This window comes from Streptomyces sp. NBC_00341 (assembly GCF_041435055.1).
In the GTDB taxonomy this organism is placed as follows: domain Bacteria; phylum Actinomycetota; class Actinomycetes; order Streptomycetales; family Streptomycetaceae; genus Streptomyces.
The window spans coordinates 7,555,679-7,570,749 of sequence record NZ_CP108002.1; the positions used below are offsets into that span (position 1 = coordinate 7,555,679).

Genomic DNA, 15,071 nt, shown 5'->3' on the forward strand with positions numbered 1-15,071 from the left:
TGTAGCCCGCGCGCCTCAGGGCGCGCCGAGCGGGCGTACGTAACGCACCTCGGGCACCGGTACGCCGTCCACCTCGAAGGATTCCTCGGCGCCGTCCGGCCGGAAGCCCGCGCGGGCGTAGAAACGGCGGGCCGGCGCGTTCTCCCTGAGCACCCAGAGCGCGAGATCCGGATGACCCGCCGCGCCGGCGCGCGCCAGCACCTCGGACATCAGGGCCCGGCCCACCCCCGTCCCCGTCAGCTCCGGCAGTACGTAGATCGCGTACAGCTCGCCGCGCGCGAGCCGTGCGCCGTTCTCGCGGTACGGCCCGTACGCCGCCCAGCCGATGACGCCGAGGCCCGCCCGCTCGGCCACCACGTTGACGACCTCGTTGCCCTCGGTGAAGAACCCTCTGCGTCGCTCCGCGTCCTCGGCGACGCTCATCGCGTCCAGATACGCCTGCGGCATCAGCCCGGCGTACGCGCTCCGCCAGCCGCGCACCCGGACCGCCGACACCGCCTCGCAGTCATCGATGGTCATGTCCCGGACCAGCGGTTCGGGAGCGTGCGCCGGAGTGGGGCGGGTGGTCATCCGCCCATCCTCTCGCGCACGCCCCCGATGGGGAACGCGGTTTCGGCCCGTCAGCCCCGGAAGCCGAGCATCCCGTGCAGTGCGCTGCCCCGGTCCCCGGTGCCTGCGCGGGGTGCCGCCTTCGCGGTCTTCGCCGTCTTGCCGGTCGCGGGCTTCGGGTCCGGCGACTTGGCGCAGACCGCGTCCACGTCGCCGCCCTTACCGCGCGGCACGGTGCCCTTGGCGAGATAGTCCGCCAGATACGTGTCGAGGCAGTCGTTGCCGCTCAGGGTGACGCCGTGGTTGCCGCCGCCCTGCTCGACGACCAGGCTGGAGCCGCGGAGCTTGCGGTGCAGGGTGACCCCGCCCTCGTACGGTGTGGCCGCGTCGTCCGTTGCCTGGAAGAGCAGCGCGGGCGGCAGGCCGTGGTTGGAGACCCGGACCGGGTTCAGCGGCTCCACCGGCCAGTCGGCGCACGGCGCGTTGTACCAGGTGTTGCTCCAGGCCATGAAGGGCGCCTTGCTGTGCACGCGCCAGGCGTCGTTGCGCCAGACGTTCCAGTCGCGCGGCCACTGGGCGTCACGGCACTGCACGGCCGTGTAGACCGAGTACCCGTTGTCGCCCTCCGCGTCGACCGCGCCGAACCGCTCGTACGCCTTGACCAGCGTCTTCTCGTCCTTGTGGTGCACGTAACCGGCGAACGCCTCGGCCAGCGCGGGCCAGTAGCCGTTGTAGTAGCCGCCCGGCAGGAACGTGTCGTCCAGCTCGCTCGCGCCGACCTTCCCGCCCGCGGGATGCTTCTTGACGGCGTTCCGCATCCGGTACCAGACGGCCTCGACCTTCGCGGGGTCGCTGCCCAGCTTGTACGTGCTGTCGTACTTCGCCACCCAGGCCATGAACGCCTTGTGCCGAGTGTCGAACGCGTAGTCCTGGCTCAGGTTGTCGTCGTACCAGATGCCGGTCGGGTCGACGTTCGAGTCGAGCACCAGGCGCCGCACCCGGTCCGGGAACAGCTTGGCGTACACCGAACCCAGGTAGGTGCCGTAGGAGTACCCGAGGTAGTTGAGCTTGGCCGCCCCGGCTGCCCGGCGGATCACATCGAGGTCCTTGGCCGCGCTGACCGTGTCCATGTACGGCAGCAGGTCCGGGTACTTCCTGCCGCAGGCGGCCGCGAAGGACCGGGCGCGGTCCCGGTTGACCCGCTCGCCCCCCAGCGAGTTCGGCACCGAGTCCGGCCGCACCGGATCGGAGTACTTCGGCACGCAGTCCAGGGCCGGCCGGCTCTTGCCCACGCCGCGTGGATCGAAGCCGATCACGTCGTACTGGGCGGCCACCGCCTTCGGCAGCGAGGCGGCGACGAAACCGGCCATCGACAGTCCGCTGCCGCCGGGACCGCCGGGGTTGACCAGCAACGGGCCCTGGAAGGTCTTCGAGGTGTGCGGCACCCGGGTCAGGGCGAGGGTGACCTTCCGGCCCGACGGGTCGTCATGGTCGAGCGGGGCGCTCACCGACGCGCACTGGAGCGTCGGGGACGCCTTGGTGGCGCAGTCGGTCCACTTGAGCGCCGCGACGCGCTGCGTGCCCGTGTCGGCGGTCGCCGGGGACGGGGCGACGGTCACCAGACCGGCGACCGTCGCCCCGACGGCGAACAGAATTCCTGAACGTTTCGTCATATGGCCTCCCGTGATGGGGGGAACACGGCTGCGCGTGGCGGCAGCCCCCGCGGGATGCTCCCCGTATTCGGGACCGGAAGGACCTGTTGTGATGAGAGATGACCCGTTTGCCGTGCGGGCTCCCGGCGCGCCGCAGCCGTCGCGGCCGCGACGGCCCGGTCAGAGCAGGGTCAGCTGGGTCGGCTCGGAGCCTTCCGGCGGGGGCTGCGGCTCGTCCCGCGCGGGGAGCGCGCGGGAGGTGCCCCGGCGCGAGGGCCCGATGCCGTACTCGGTCGCCAGCTCGTGCACATGACGCGTGATCCGGCGCTGGTACCAGGTGGGCGCGTACGCCCCGTCCGCGTACAGGCGCTCGTAACGGCCCACCAGCTGCGGGTGGTGCCGGCCGAGCCACTCCATGAACCACTCCCGGGCGCCGGGGCGCAGATGCAGGACGAGCGGGGTCACCGAGGTCGCACCGGCGGCGGCGATCGCGCGGACGGTCGCCCGCAGCTGTTCCGGCCGGTCCCCGAGGAACGGGATGACGGGCGCCATCAGGACCCCGCAGCCGATGCCGTGCCCGCTGAGGGCGCGTACGACGTCGAGGCGGCGCTCGGGGGAGGGGGTGCCGGGCTCCACGGTGCGCCACAGCTCGGGGTCGACGAAGCCTACGGAGACCGAGACGCCCACCTCGGTGACCTCGGCGGCCTGCCGAAGCAGTTCCAGATCGCGCAGGATCAGCGTGCCCTTGGTCAGGATCGAGAAGGGGTTCGCGTGGTCGCGCAGAGCCGTGAGGATGCCGGGCATCAGCCGGTAGCGGCCCTCGGCCCGCTGGTAGCAGTCGACATTGGTCCCCATCGCTATGTGCGCGCCGTGCCAGCGCGGGGAGGCGAGTTCGCGGCGTACCAGCTCCGGGGCGTTGACCTTGACGACGATCTGGGAGTCGAAGCCGAGCCCGGTGTCGAGGTCCAGATAGCTGTGGGTCTTGCGGGCGAAGCAGTAGACACAGGCGTGCGAACAGCCGCGGTAGGGGTTCACGGTCCACTCGAAGGGCATCCGGGACGCGCCGGGCACCCGGTTCACGATCGAGCGGGCCCGGACCTCGTGGAAGGTGATGCCGCGGAACTCCGGAGTGTCGAAGGTGCGCGTCGTCACCGCGTCCGCGGCGAAGAGCGCGGCTTCCCCGCTCTTGGTGGTCTTGGCGGGGTTATCTGCCAGATTGTCCCAGCGCATGGACGCCTCCTAGGTAGCACTGACCAGAGAATAGAACACTTGTTCCCTTGATCGTTTCCTCCCCTTCGTCCCCGGCCGGATTTTGAGCCGGGTGCCGGAGGTGGTTGGCTCAGCACACCCCGAACAACCGAGTGCTGGAGGAACAGCCATGGCGCAGGTCGAGGCCACGACAGAGCGGATCATCGCGGCGGACCCGGAAGCGGTGTTCGACGCGCTGGCCGACTACAAGGACGTCCGCGGCAAGGTGCTGCCCGGCCAGTTCAGCGAGTACGAGGTGCGTGAGGGCGGCGACGGGGAGGGCACCCTCGTCCACTGGAAGCTCCAGGCCACCAGCAAGCGGGTGCGCGACTGCCTGCTGGAGGTCGGCGAGCCCACGGACGGACAGCTCGTGGAGAAGGACCGCAACTCCTCGATGGTCACGACCTGGACCGTCACCCCGGCCGGCGAGGGCAGGTCCAAGGCCGTCGTCTCGACCGTGTGGGACGGCGCCGGCGGCATCGGCGGATTCTTCGAGCGGACCTTCGCGCCCAAGGGACTCGGCCGCATCTACGACGAACTGCTGCAGAATCTCGCCACAGAGGTGGAGAAGTAACCCCCGGTCCCGCTTTCCCGCCTCACCGGTTCGGGTGGTCTTTTCATCCGCCCGGTTGTGCGCCGTAGTGGCTCTCACCGGGGGATAAGCCCTCCGTATGCGCCGCCAGCGCCCCCCGCCGCGTTTGCCCTCCCTTGTATCGCGATGCGAGAAATGGGCGGCGCAGACGCGACGAGGGGAGCGGCACGTGGTGGGTGGGATCACTCTGGTGAAGGACGAGCCCGACGGTCCGGGCGACACCGCGACGGTGCGGACGTCCGAACCGCCCCCGCCGCCGCCCGTTCCACCCGCGACGGCACCGGCCGCGGTCATGCCGCCCGGCTTCGAGACGGACCCGCGCCGCATCCGGCTCATCTTCATCGGGCTGATGCTCACGCTGCTGCTCGCGGCGCTCGACCAGATGATCGTCGCCACCGCGCTCCCGAAGATCGTCGGTGAGCTGCACGGCCTGGAGAAGATGTCCTGGGCGGTCACCGCCTATCTGCTCGCCTCCACCATCGGGCTCCCGGTCTACGGAAAGCTCGGCGACCTCTTCGGGCGCAAGGGCGTCTTCCAGTTCGCGATCGTCGTGTTCGTCATCGGCTCCGCGCTGGCCGGCTGGTCGCGCACCATGGACGAACTGATCGCCTTCCGCGCCCTCCAGGGCGTCGGCGGCGGCGGGCTGATGATCGGCGTCCAGGCGATCATCGCGGACGTCGTGCCGCCCCGGGAGCGCGGCCGGTTCATGGGGCTCATCGGCGCGGCCTTCGGACTCGCCTCCGTGGCGGGCCCGTTGCTCGGCGGCTTCTTCACCGACCACGCCTCCTGGCGCTGGTGCTTCTACATCAACATCCCGTTCGGCCTGGTCACCTTCGCCGTCATCACCGTCGTGCTGAAGCTGCCGAAGCCGGCCGTCCGGCCCCGGCTCGACATCCTCGGCGCCGTGCTGCTGGCCGCCGCCTCCACCTGCGTGGTGCTGGTGACCAGTTGGGGCGGTACGGAGTACGCCTGGGGCTCCGGCACCATCCTGGGACTGGCCGCCGGAGCCGTCGTAACGACCCTGCTCTTCATCGTCGTCGAGCACCGCGCGCCCGAACCGATCATTCCGCTGCGGCTGTTCCGCGACTCGATCTTCAACGTCAGCGCACTCGTCGGCGCGGTGGTCGGGGTCGCCCTGTTCGGCGCGGCCAGCTACCTGCCGACCTTCCTGCAGATGGTCGACGGGGCCACCGCCACCGAGTCCGGCCTGCTGATGCTTCCGATGATGGGCGGCATCGTCGCCGCTTCGGTCATCTCCGGCCAGCTGATCTCCCGCACCGGCAGATACCGCGTCTACCCGATCGCCGGCAGCGCGCTGGCGGCGATCGGCATGTGGCTGCTGTCCCGGCTCGAAACGGACACCCCGCGGCTGGAGTACAGCATCTCGCAGGCGGTGCTCGGGCTCGGGATCGGACTGATCATGCCGGTGCTGGTGCTCGCCGTGCAGAACTCCGTACGGCCCGCCGACCTCGGCACCGCCACCAGCGCCAACAACTACTTCCGGCAGATCGGCGGCAGCGTCGGCGCGGCCGTGTTCGGCACGCTCTTCGCCGGGCGCCTCGCCGACGCGCTCGCGGTGCGCCTGCCGGCCGGAGCCGGTCTGCCCGACCCCGAGTCGATCACCCCGCAGCTGGTCCACGCCATGGAGCCGGCGCTGCGCGACAGCTATATCCAGGCGTACGCGGACGCGATGCCCCGGATCTTCCTCTACCTTGTGCCGGTCCTCGTGCTCGGCCTGTTCTTCGCCTTCTTCCTCAAGGAGAAACCGCTGGTGTCCCACCACAACCCGGAAACCGCAGCAGAGCCCGCGACGATCCCCTCCGCCCGCGTGGACCTCGGCACCCAGCCCGCCGGGCACCTCGCGGGGGTGCCCGTCAGCGGCAGCGTCCAGCACCCCGACGGCACCAGGGTCCCGCGCGCCGCCCTCACCCTCATCGACGTCCAGGGGCAGCAGGTCGGCAGGGGCGCCAGCGGTGAGGAGGGACGGTACGCGCTGAGCGTCCCCGGCGCCGGTTCGTACGTCCTCATCGCCGCCGCGGGGGGCCACCAGCCGCAGGCGGTCAGCGTCACCGTGGGCGAGCGGCCGGTGGAGCTCGACGTGGTGCTCGGCGGGGCGGGCCGGCTGGCGGGGACCGTCCTGACGGCCGACGGTGTTCCGGTGCGGGACGCCGCCGTCACGCTCACCGACGTACGCGGCGAGGTCGTCTCCTCCACCCGCAGCGGCCGGGAGGGCGGCTATGTGATCGCGGAACTGGTGGCGGGGGAGTACACCCTCGCGGCCAGCGCTCCCGCGTTCCGGCCCGCCGCGCTGCCGGTCAGCGTGCAGGCGGCCCGGGAGACCCGGCAGGACATCGAGCTGGCCGGCGGCGCCGTGCTGCGCGGCGTCGTGCGCGCCAGTGGCGGGCGGCTCGTCGAGGACGCCCGGGTCACGCTCCTGGACGCGGCGGGCAATGTGGTCGACACCCTGACCACCGGGCCCGACGGCGCCTTCCGGTTCGTCGACCTGTCCACCGGCGAGTACACCGTGATCGCCGCCGGTTACCCGCCGGTGGCCACGGTCCTCCAGGTCGCGGGCGGCGGGCGCACCGAGCGGGACCTTCAGCTGGGCCACGAGGACTGACTCCGCGGCAGCGGTGGCGAGGGTGATGCGCCCCCCGGGTGCGCGGGGCGCACCACCTTCGCGGGTGATTCTGTCGATGACCGGCGGGCGTCGGTCACGGCCCCGTACGGTGGAGCCACGTACCGCAGAACCTTGCGGTGGGGAAGGAGCCTTCCACCCATGGACCTCGATGTGCCGGAGCACAGGACACCTCAACCGCGAGACGCCGCGGCGGGCCGTGTGCCGCTCGCCGTGGTCGTCGTCGACGCGGACGGACGGGTGTCGCACTGGTCGTCCGGTGCCAGAAAACTCTTCGGTGTCGCCCGGGAGGAAGCGGTCGGCTGCCCGGCCGGTGAACTGCTCCCGGTCGCGGGGGCGTTGCAGGACCGCGGCGAACCGACGCAGGACGCGATGTACGCCGAGTTCGGTCCGGAACTGGACAGCTCCCTCAGCGGCACCGCCGCCTACCCGACGGCGGGCCGGGCCCGGGTGGACGGACCGGACCGGGGCCGGATCGAGGTCCTGTGGTGGGCCTATCCGCTCGTCGGGCCCGGCCCGGAGCGGCTGCTCGTGCTCGCCGCGGACTCCGCGCAGGTACGCGGCGGCGGGGCGGGAGAGGGGCGGGGCGCCGAGACGGTCGCACCCGGATTCGCCCTGCACACCGATTTCCCCGGCTACCGGGAACTGTCCGGTCGGCTGCCCGAAATCCTGCCCAGCATGAGCGTCCAAGAAGCCACCAGGATCGTCTCCCAGGTACTCGAACTCGGCTACCCCGTACTGGATTTCAGCCGCCACGACCGGATCCCGGTGACCCCCGACTGGGGAGTGCCGCAGCGCGTCGGACACCGCGGCCCAGAGGCCTCGCAGCGCATCGACGTCGGGCAGCTCGCACCCCGCGCGGTGCCCCGCCCCGAGCTGGACCTCGAATACGCGGCGGTCCGTGAGCGGCTGGAATTCCTCAACGAGGTCAGCGGCCGAATCGGTTCCTCCCTCGACCTGGAACGCACCATCCGCGAGGTCACCAGCGCCGCCGTGCCCCGCTTCACCGACTTCGCGGGTACGCATCTGCGCGCCGCCGTCCTCGCCGGTGAGGGCTTCCCGGACGGCCCGCCCGACGTCACGACGGTCTGGCACCGGGTCTGGGTCGAGCACAACGACGAACCCGGCCGCTGGGACGACACCGTGCCGGTGGGCGAGTCCATCGCCTTCCCGGAACACACCCCCTTCTTCCAGTGCATGGTCACCGGCGAGCCGGTCATCATCCCGTACGTCAGCGAGGAGTTGAGCAACCGGATCTCCGGCGAGTTCGAGAAGCGCGACCTGCGTCCGCTGATCACCCACCGGTCCCTGCTCATCGTGCCCCTCAAGGCCCGCGACGTAGTGCTCGGCTTCATGGTCCTGATGCGGCGCCCCGGGCGGGAGCCCTTCGACGACATGGACCGCACCACCGGCGCGGAACTCGCCGCCAGGGCTGGGCTCGTCCTCGACAACGCCCGCATGTACACCTACCAGGAGAACGTCGCCGAGACCCTCCAGGACAGCATGCTGCCCCAGGTCGAGCCACGCATGGCCGGCTGCGACATCGCCACCCGCTACCTGCCGGGCGCCCGGCTCGGCAGGGTCGGCGGCGACTGGTTCGACTCGGTGAAACTTCCCGGCTCCCGGACCGCCCTCGTCGTGGGCGACGTGATGGGGCACGGTCTCAACTCGGCCGCGATGATGGGCCAGTTGCGGACCGCAGTGCTGACCATGGCCACCATGGAGATGCCGCCCGCGCAGCTGCTGCGCAATCTGGACGACCTGGCCCAGCGCCTCGGCGAGCAGTACCTCGCCACCTGCCTCTACGCGGTGTACGACCCGATCCGTTCCGAGCTCCAGATCGCCAACGCCGGGCACATCCCGCCGGTACTGGTCCATGCCGAGGACGGCCGGGCCGAGCTGCTCGATCTGCCGACCGGCGCCCCGATCGGGGTCGGCGGGGTGGCCTTCGCGACTGCGACCGTACGGGTCCTGCCGGGCGACCGCCTGGTGCTCTGCACCGACGGGCTGGTCGAGGTGCGCGGCCAGGACATCGGTGCCGGTCTCGCCGCGCTCTGCGCCTCCGCCGCGCATCCCGCCGCGTCCATGGACGACGCCTGCGACACGATCATCCGGGCACTCAACCCCCGCGACGGCCGCAAGGACGATGTCGCCCTGCTGATGGCCCGGCTCAACGGCATCCCGGAGGACGACGTCGCGGAGTGGCAACTCGCCCTGGACCCGCGCGAGGTGGCGCGTGCCCGCCGGATGGTCCGGGGCAAGCTGCTCGACTGGGAGCTGCCCGACGCCGTGGAGTCGGCCGAGCTGATGGTCAGCGAACTCGTCACCAACGCCGTGAAGCACGGACGCACCCATCACATCGGTCTCCGCCTGGTGCGTACCGGCGCCCTGCTCTGCGAGGTCAGCGACGACGAGCCCGCCCCCGCCGCACTCCTCGACGCCACCGCGGAGGACGAGTTCGGCCGCGGCCTCGTCCTGGTGACCGGCCTCGCCCGGGAGTGGGGCAGCAGCACGACGGCCCGCGGCAAGACCGTCTGGTTCGAGCTGGCGCTCTCCCGGCTGCCCGGCCGCCGGCGGAACGGCGGTAACCGCAGGTAAGGGAGAGGCCGCCACCGGCTGCCGATTACGTGCGCGCACTTGCCCCGACCCGCCGGGGAAGGTAGTCCCTTGTCGTACAAGGTGCCTCTTCGTGACCGGACTTGGGAGTGCGCATGAACGATCCACAGCGGTACCGCGAGGCGTGGGAAGGCTTCTGGGAAGCGACATCGGACGCGCCGGGCGAGGCGATCTGGGACTCCGATCCCTCACTGAGCGCCGTACCGCACAGCGAACTGCTCCTGCCGTACGCCGACGCCTCGCTGCCCGTCGTCGACCTCGGCTGCGGCAACGGCACCCAGACCCGCTACCTCGCCACCCGGTTCGCCCACGCCATCGGAGTGGACCTCTCGCACGCCGCGATCGGCCATGCCCGCCGGGCGGACACCGAGGGCGTCGCCGAGTTCGCCCAGCTCGACCTGACCGACGGCGACGCGGTCCGCGCCCTGCACGAGCGGATAGGGGACGCCAACGTCTATATGCGGGCGGTGATCCACCAGAGCGAGGCCGAGTCCAGGCCCGCGGTGGCCGCAGCAGTGGCGACGCTGCTAGGCGCGCGCGGCCGGGCCTTCGTGGCGGAGCTGACCCCGGCCTCCAAGGACGTACTCCGGCTGGCGGCACAGGGGCCGGACGGTCCGCCCAAGAAGCTGCGCCGGGTCTACGACCACGGGCTCAAACCGGCGGATGCCGCCGAGGAGGAGGTGCCCGGCCTCCTGAGCGCTGCTGGGCTGACCACGCTGGACAGCGGTCGCACGGCCCTGCCGCAGACCGAGCAGCTGCCCGACGGGACCCGGATCGACCTGCCGGCCAGGTGGTTCGTGCTGGCCGTCGGCTGAACGGGGTCCGCGAGCGCGCCGGGGTCCCGGGCCGGGAGAGACCTCAGCGCGCGTCCTGCCCCCGCACCAGGGTCATGAGCGCCCGCGCCCCGGGGCTCATGACCCGCGCGTCCGGAAGCACCACGACGCTCTCGTAGTACGGCTGGACGGGCCCGTCCAGCCGTACCGTCGCCAGGCCCCGCGCCTCGGGCTTGCGGGTGAAGTGGTGCGGCACCACCGCGATGCCGAGCCCTTCCTGCACCAGTTCGAGCAGGCTGTGGACATCGTTCACCTCAAGTGCCACCGTGCGGCGGACCAGCGCGGCCGTGAACGCCTCGTCGGCCGCCCGGCGCGGACCCCAGTCCGGATGGAAGTCGATGAACGGCTCGCCCGGCAGCTCGTCCCACCCGGCCCGGTCCCTCGCGGCCAGCCGGTGGCCGGGGGCGCACAGCAGGACCATGGGCTCACGGGCCAGCGGGACCAGCTCGCCGCGCCACTCCACGGAGCTGACCGTGGCGGCGAAGGCGATGTCGAGCCGCCCGCCGGCCACCCCGTCCACCAGACTCGTCGTCCCCTCCTGGCGGAGCCGGATCTCCATGTGCGGATGCTCACGGTGGAAGGCGGCGAGCAGCCGGGGCAGACTCACCCCGGCCACGCACTGCTCGACCCCCACCGACAGGGTGCCGCGCAGCAGCCCCCGTACGGCGTCGACGGCGTCCTTCGCCGCCCGCGCGCCCGCCAGCGTGCGCTCGGCCTCCACCAGCAGGGCGCGCCCCGCCTCGGTCAGCCGGACGCTGCGGGTGGTCCGGCTGAACAGCGGGGTCCGCAGCTCCTGCTCCAGCGCCCGGACGGAGGCGGAGAGGCCGGACTGCGACACGGCGAGGCGCTCGGCGGCCCGGGTGAAGTGCTGTTCCTCGGCGACCGCGACGAAGTGTTCCAGCTGGCGCAACTCCATGATTGAGAAATATAGGCGCTGAATCCAAGCGGAATCTCCTGTTGGACTGCTGGATCGTTCTGCGCGAGCCTGGAGCCCGCACGGCGTACCCCGTCGTGGACCGGAACGATCTCTCCCGTGGAGCCCCGCATGTACATCCCGTCCGCAGACCGCTACCAGGACATGCCCTACCGGCGCACCGGGCGCAGCGGTCTGAAGCTGCCGGCCCTCTCGCTCGGCCTGTGGCACAACTTCGGCGGGGACCGGACTCCGGAGACCCAGGGGCAGATCCTGCGCCGGGCCTTCGACCTCGGCATCACCCACTTCGACCTGGCGAACAACTACGGACCGCCGCCCGGCTCCGCCGAGACCGCGATGGGCCGCGCGCTGGCCACGGACTTCGCCCGGCACCGGGACGAGATCATCGTCTCCACCAAGGCCGGCTACCTGATGTGGGACGGCCCGTACGGGGAGTGGGGCTCGCGCAAGAACCTGCTCTCCTCGCTCGACCAGAGCCTCGGCCGGCTCGGGCTCGACTACGTCGACATCTTCTACTCCCACCGCCCCGACCCCGAGACCCCGCTCGAAGAGACGATGGGCGCCCTCCACTCGGCGGTCCAGCAGGGCAAGGCGCTCTACGTGGGCGTCTCCAACTACTCCGCCGAGCAGACCCGGGAGGCCGCGCGCATCCTGAAGGACCTCGGCACCCCGCTGCTCATCCACCAGCCGCGCTACTCGATGCTGGACCGCTGGGCCGAGGACGGCCTGCTCACCGCCCTCGACGAGCTGGGCGCCGGCTCCATCGCGTACTCGCCGCTGGAACAGGGCATCCTCTCCGACCGCTACCTCCGCGGCATCCCGGAGGGCTCACGGGCGGCGGGCAGCAGCCCGTTCCTGTCGGCCGACTCCGTCACCCCTGAGCTGGTTGGACGCCTCCGCGAGCTCGACGAACTGGCCTCCGAGCGCGGCCAGTCGCTGGCCCAGCTGGCGCTGGCCTGGGTGCTGCGCGGCGGCCGGGTCACCTCCGCCGTCGTCGGTGCGAGCAGCGTCGCCCAGCTGGAGAACAGCGTCCAGGCGGTCCGCAACCTGGAGTTCAGCGACAAGGAGCTCAAGCGGATCGAGAAGCTGCTGAAGGGCGCGAAGCGCCGCTGAGACAGCCGCGCGTGCGGGCGCCCCGCAACAGGGGAGCCCGCACTCCCCGTCCGGCAGCGGGCTGTGAGGATGGCCGCCATGACATGGACGGCGCCCCACCGCACCCGTACGACCCCCGACGGCCTCCAGCTGAACGCACCCGGCACCGCGGACGAGCGGACCATGCTGGCCGGCTGGCTCCAGTGGCACCGCGAGACGCTCCTGGTCAAATGCGCCGGACTCGGCCCTCAGGAGCTGGCCCGCACCACCGCAGGACCGTCCGGGCTCAGCCTGCTCGGGCTGGTGCGGCATCTGGCCGAGATCGAACGCTGGTGGTTCCGGCGGAGCTTCGCCGGCCAGCCGCTCGGTGAGGTGTTCACCGGGCCGGACGACGGTGACGAAGGTCTCCAGGGTGTGGACCCGGCCCGCGCGGAGCACGACTACGCGGCCTACCTGGCCGAGGTCGCGGCGGCCGGGGAGGCGGTCGCGGGCCGGGACCTCGACGAGACCTTCGTGACGGCGCAGGGCGGCAGGACCTGCAGCCTGCGCTGGGTCTACCTGGCCATGATCCAGGAATATGCCCGGCACAACGGCCACGCGGATCTGCTGCGCGAGCGGACCGACGGCGAGACCGGTGACTATCCACGGGGCTGAGCCGCACGGCGCCCTTCAGTGGAATGGACCAATGGAGGTCCCGACAGCCCTGGCCTGCCCGTTCTGTGACGCGTACCGTGTGGCCGCATGAAGATCCTCGTGAGTGCCGACATGGAAGGCGCCACCGGCGTGACCTGGCCGGCCGATGTGCTGCCCGGCACGCCGCAGTGGGAGCGCTGCCGTTCCCTGTTCACCTCCGACGTCAACGCCGCGGCCCTCGGGTTCTACGACGGGGGCGCCGACGAGGTGCTCGTCAACGAGGCCCACTGGACGATGCGCAACCTGCTCCTGGAACGGCTCGACGACCGGGTCCAGATGCTCACCGGCAAGCACAAGTCGCTCAGCATGGTGGAGGGCATCCAGCACGGGGACGTCGACGCGGTCGCCTTCATCGGCTACCACACGGGTGCCGGTACGGAAGGCGTCCTGGCCCACACCTATCTGGCCAACTCCATCACCGGGGTCTGGCTGAACGGGATCAGGGCCAGTGAGGGGCTGCTGAATGCGCACGTCGCGGCCGAGTACGGCGTCCCCGTCGTGCTCGTCACCGGGGACGACCTGACCTGTGTCGATGCGGCGGGCTACGCGCCCGACGCCCGCACGGTCGCGGTCAAGGACTACGTCTCGCGCTACGCGGCGGTCTGCCGCACCCCCGCCCGTACCGCCGCCGACATCCGTGCGGCGGCCAAGGAGGCGGTCGCTTTGGCGGGCCGGTACTCGCCCGTCGACGGCGGACCGTTCACCGTGGAGCTGGAGTTCGACGCCGAGCACCTGGCAGCGGCGGCCACCGTCGTACCGGGCGTCGCGGTCTCCGGCGAGAGGCGTGTCGTCTATACGAGCGAGACGATGTACGAAGGTATCCGCACGTTCAAGGCGGTGACGACCATCGTGTCGTCCGCCGTGGAGGAACAGTATGGCTGAGGTGACCAACCCCAGGAGCGGCGTCGACGCACTCGCGCTCGACGAATCGGTGACGTTCACCTCCGAACTGATCCGCATCGACACCACCAACCGGGGCGGCGGCGACTGCCGCGAACGCCCGGCGGCCGAGTACGTGGCCGAGCGGCTGGCCGCCGCCGGACTCGAACCGACGCTCCTGGAGCGCACCCCCGGCCGCACCAACGTGGTCGCCAGGATCGCCGGCACAGACCCGTCCGCCGACGCGCTGCTGGTCCACGGACACCTGGACGTGGTGCCCGCGGAGGCCGACGACTGGTCCGTGCACCCCTTCTCCGGTGAGGTCCGCGACGGTGTCGTCTGGGGCCGGGGCGCCATCGACATGAAGAACATGGACGCGATGGTCCTCGCCGTCGTCCGGTACTGGGCCAGGGCGGGCGTCCGGCCCCGCCGCGACATCGTGATCGCGTACACCGCCGACGAGGAGGCCAGCGCCGACGACGGCTCGGGCTTCCTCGCCGATCAGCACCCCGGACTCTTCGAAGGCTGTACGGAGGGCATCAGCGAATCCGGTGCCTTCACCTTCCACGCGGGGCCGAACATGCCGCTCTACCCCATCGCGGCGGGCGAGCGCGGCACCGGATGGCTCAAGCTGACCGCCCACGGCAAGGCGGGGCACGGCTCCAAGGTCAACAAGGCCAACGCGGTCAGCACGCTGGCCGCCGCCGTCGCCCGGATCGGCGCCCACGAGTGGCCGGTGCGCCTCACCCCGACGGTCCGGGCCGCGCTCACCGAGATCGCCGCACTGCACGGCATCCACCCCGACCTCGACGCCCCCGGCTTCGACGTGGACGAGCTTCTCGGCAAGATCGGACCGGCCGCCGCCCTCATCGAGCCGACCGTCCGCAACAGCGCCAACCCGACGATGCTGGACGCCGGGTACAAGGTCAACGTCATCCCGGGCCACGCCACCGCGTTCATCGACGGCCGTACGGTGCCCGGCGGCGAGGACGAGTTCCACGCCACCATGGACCGGCTGACCGGACCCTCTGTCGACTGGGAGTTCCACCACCGCGAGGTGGCCCTCCAGGCCCCGGTCGACTCGCCCACGTACGCGAAACTCCGGTCCGCCGTCGAGCGGTTCGACCCGGACGGCCATGTGGTGCCGTACTCCATGTCGGGCGGCACCGACGCCAAGCAGTTCTCCCGGCTCGGCATCACCGGCTACGGCTTCTCCCCGCTGAAGCTGCCCGTCGGCTTCGACTACCAGGCCCTCTTCCACGGCGTGGACGAACGTGTCCCCGTCGAGGCGCTGCACTTCGGCGTCCGGGTCCTGGACCACTATCTCCGCACCGCCTGAACCACT

General features: G+C 71.5%; 12 protein-coding genes. 8 read left to right on the forward strand and 4 right to left on the reverse strand.

Annotation, left to right across the window (positions count from 1 at the left end):
- Nucleotides 1-15: 15 nt before the first annotated feature.
- From OG892_RS33845 to OG892_RS33855, 3 genes are all read right to left on the reverse strand, one after another.
- Nucleotides 16-570: a GNAT family N-acetyltransferase gene (locus OG892_RS33845; protein ID WP_073734217.1), complete on the reverse strand. Its 555-nt coding sequence runs from the start codon at nucleotides 568-570 to the stop codon at nucleotides 16-18.
- 50 nt (nucleotides 571-620) lie between these two features.
- Nucleotides 621-2,222, reverse strand: coding sequence for an alpha/beta hydrolase (locus tag OG892_RS33850; protein ID WP_371631079.1), 1,602 nt, complete (start codon nucleotides 2,220-2,222; stop codon nucleotides 621-623).
- Nucleotides 2,223-2,381: 159 nt separating this feature from the next.
- Complete coding sequence (locus tag OG892_RS33855) at nucleotides 2,382-3,431, reverse strand: Rv2578c family radical SAM protein (RefSeq protein ID WP_073734219.1); 1,050 nt, start codon at nucleotides 3,429-3,431, stop codon at nucleotides 2,382-2,384.
- Nucleotides 3,432-3,579: 148 nt separating this feature from the next.
- Here OG892_RS33855 and OG892_RS33860 point away from each other — a divergent pair, with 148 nt between their 5' ends.
- The 4 genes from OG892_RS33860 (at nucleotide 3,580) to OG892_RS33875 (ending at nucleotide 10,110) form a co-directional block, all read left to right on the forward strand.
- Entirely contained in the window at nucleotides 3,580-4,023 is a 444-nt protein-coding gene (locus tag OG892_RS33860; protein ID WP_073734220.1) for an SRPBCC family protein, read from the forward strand.
- Between the two features lie 187 nt (nucleotides 4,024-4,210).
- Nucleotides 4,211-6,661: an MFS transporter gene (locus OG892_RS33865; protein ID WP_073734221.1), complete on the forward strand. Its 2,451-nt coding sequence runs from the start codon at nucleotides 4,211-4,213 to the stop codon at nucleotides 6,659-6,661.
- 159 nt (nucleotides 6,662-6,820) lie between these two features.
- Nucleotides 6,821-9,277, forward strand: coding sequence for a SpoIIE family protein phosphatase (locus OG892_RS33870; protein WP_328864729.1), 2,457 nt, complete (start codon nucleotides 6,821-6,823; stop codon nucleotides 9,275-9,277).
- Between the two features lie 113 nt (nucleotides 9,278-9,390).
- Nucleotides 9,391-10,110 carry a class I SAM-dependent methyltransferase gene (locus tag OG892_RS33875; RefSeq protein ID WP_073734223.1) on the forward strand — a complete coding sequence of 240 codons (720 nt, stop codon included), beginning with the start codon at nucleotides 9,391-9,393 and terminating at the stop codon, nucleotides 10,108-10,110.
- A gap of 43 nt (nucleotides 10,111-10,153) precedes the next feature.
- Here OG892_RS33875 and OG892_RS33880 read toward each other — a convergent pair whose 3' ends face one another.
- Complete coding sequence (locus OG892_RS33880; protein ID WP_073734224.1) at nucleotides 10,154-11,044, reverse strand: LysR family transcriptional regulator; 891 nt, start codon at nucleotides 11,042-11,044, stop codon at nucleotides 10,154-10,156.
- A gap of 129 nt (nucleotides 11,045-11,173) precedes the next feature.
- Here OG892_RS33880 and OG892_RS33885 point away from each other — a divergent pair, with 129 nt between their 5' ends.
- From OG892_RS33885 to OG892_RS33900, 4 genes are all read left to right on the forward strand, one after another.
- Nucleotides 11,174-12,175 carry an aldo/keto reductase gene (locus OG892_RS33885; RefSeq protein WP_073734225.1) on the forward strand — a complete coding sequence of 334 codons (1,002 nt, stop codon included), beginning with the start codon at nucleotides 11,174-11,176 and terminating at the stop codon, nucleotides 12,173-12,175.
- Nucleotides 12,176-12,253: 78 nt separating this feature from the next.
- Nucleotides 12,254-12,808, forward strand: coding sequence for a DinB family protein (locus OG892_RS33890; RefSeq protein ID WP_371631080.1), 555 nt, complete (start codon nucleotides 12,254-12,256; stop codon nucleotides 12,806-12,808).
- A gap of 87 nt (nucleotides 12,809-12,895) precedes the next feature.
- Nucleotides 12,896-13,729: a M55 family metallopeptidase gene (locus OG892_RS33895; RefSeq protein ID WP_371631081.1), complete on the forward strand. Its 834-nt coding sequence runs from the start codon at nucleotides 12,896-12,898 to the stop codon at nucleotides 13,727-13,729.
- Complete coding sequence (locus OG892_RS33900; protein ID WP_371631082.1) at nucleotides 13,722-15,065, forward strand: M20/M25/M40 family metallo-hydrolase; 1,344 nt, start codon at nucleotides 13,722-13,724, stop codon at nucleotides 15,063-15,065. The genes OG892_RS33895 and OG892_RS33900 overlap by 8 nt, the downstream gene beginning before the upstream one ends.
- Nucleotides 15,066-15,071: the final 6 nt, after the last annotated feature.

Excerpts from the sequence above, each read along its gene's own strand:
- OG892_RS33845 (WP_073734217.1), bottom strand. The coding sequence starts at position 570 with ATGACCACCCGCCCCACTCCGGCGCACGCTCCCGAACCGCTGGTCCGG.
- OG892_RS33880 (WP_073734224.1), bottom strand. The coding sequence starts at position 11,044 with ATGGAGTTGCGCCAGCTGGAACACTTCGTCGCGGTCGCCGAGGAACAG.
- OG892_RS33850 (WP_371631079.1), bottom strand. The coding sequence starts at position 2,222 with ATGACGAAACGTTCAGGAATTCTGTTCGCCGTCGGGGCGACGGTCGCC.
- OG892_RS33875 (WP_073734223.1), top strand. The coding sequence starts at position 9,391 with ATGAACGATCCACAGCGGTACCGCGAGGCGTGGGAAGGCTTCTGGGAA.
- OG892_RS33885 (WP_073734225.1), top strand. The coding sequence starts at position 11,174 with ATGTACATCCCGTCCGCAGACCGCTACCAGGACATGCCCTACCGGCGC.
- OG892_RS33900 (WP_371631082.1), top strand. The coding sequence starts at position 13,722 with ATGGCTGAGGTGACCAACCCCAGGAGCGGCGTCGACGCACTCGCGCTC.
- OG892_RS33890 (WP_371631080.1), top strand. The coding sequence starts at position 12,254 with ATGACATGGACGGCGCCCCACCGCACCCGTACGACCCCCGACGGCCTC.
- OG892_RS33870 (WP_328864729.1), top strand. The coding sequence starts at position 6,821 with ATGGACCTCGATGTGCCGGAGCACAGGACACCTCAACCGCGAGACGCC.
- OG892_RS33855 (WP_073734219.1), bottom strand. The coding sequence starts at position 3,431 with ATGCGCTGGGACAATCTGGCAGATAACCCCGCCAAGACCACCAAGAGC.
- OG892_RS33895 (WP_371631081.1), top strand. The coding sequence starts at position 12,896 with ATGAAGATCCTCGTGAGTGCCGACATGGAAGGCGCCACCGGCGTGACC.
- OG892_RS33860 (WP_073734220.1), top strand. The coding sequence starts at position 3,580 with ATGGCGCAGGTCGAGGCCACGACAGAGCGGATCATCGCGGCGGACCCG.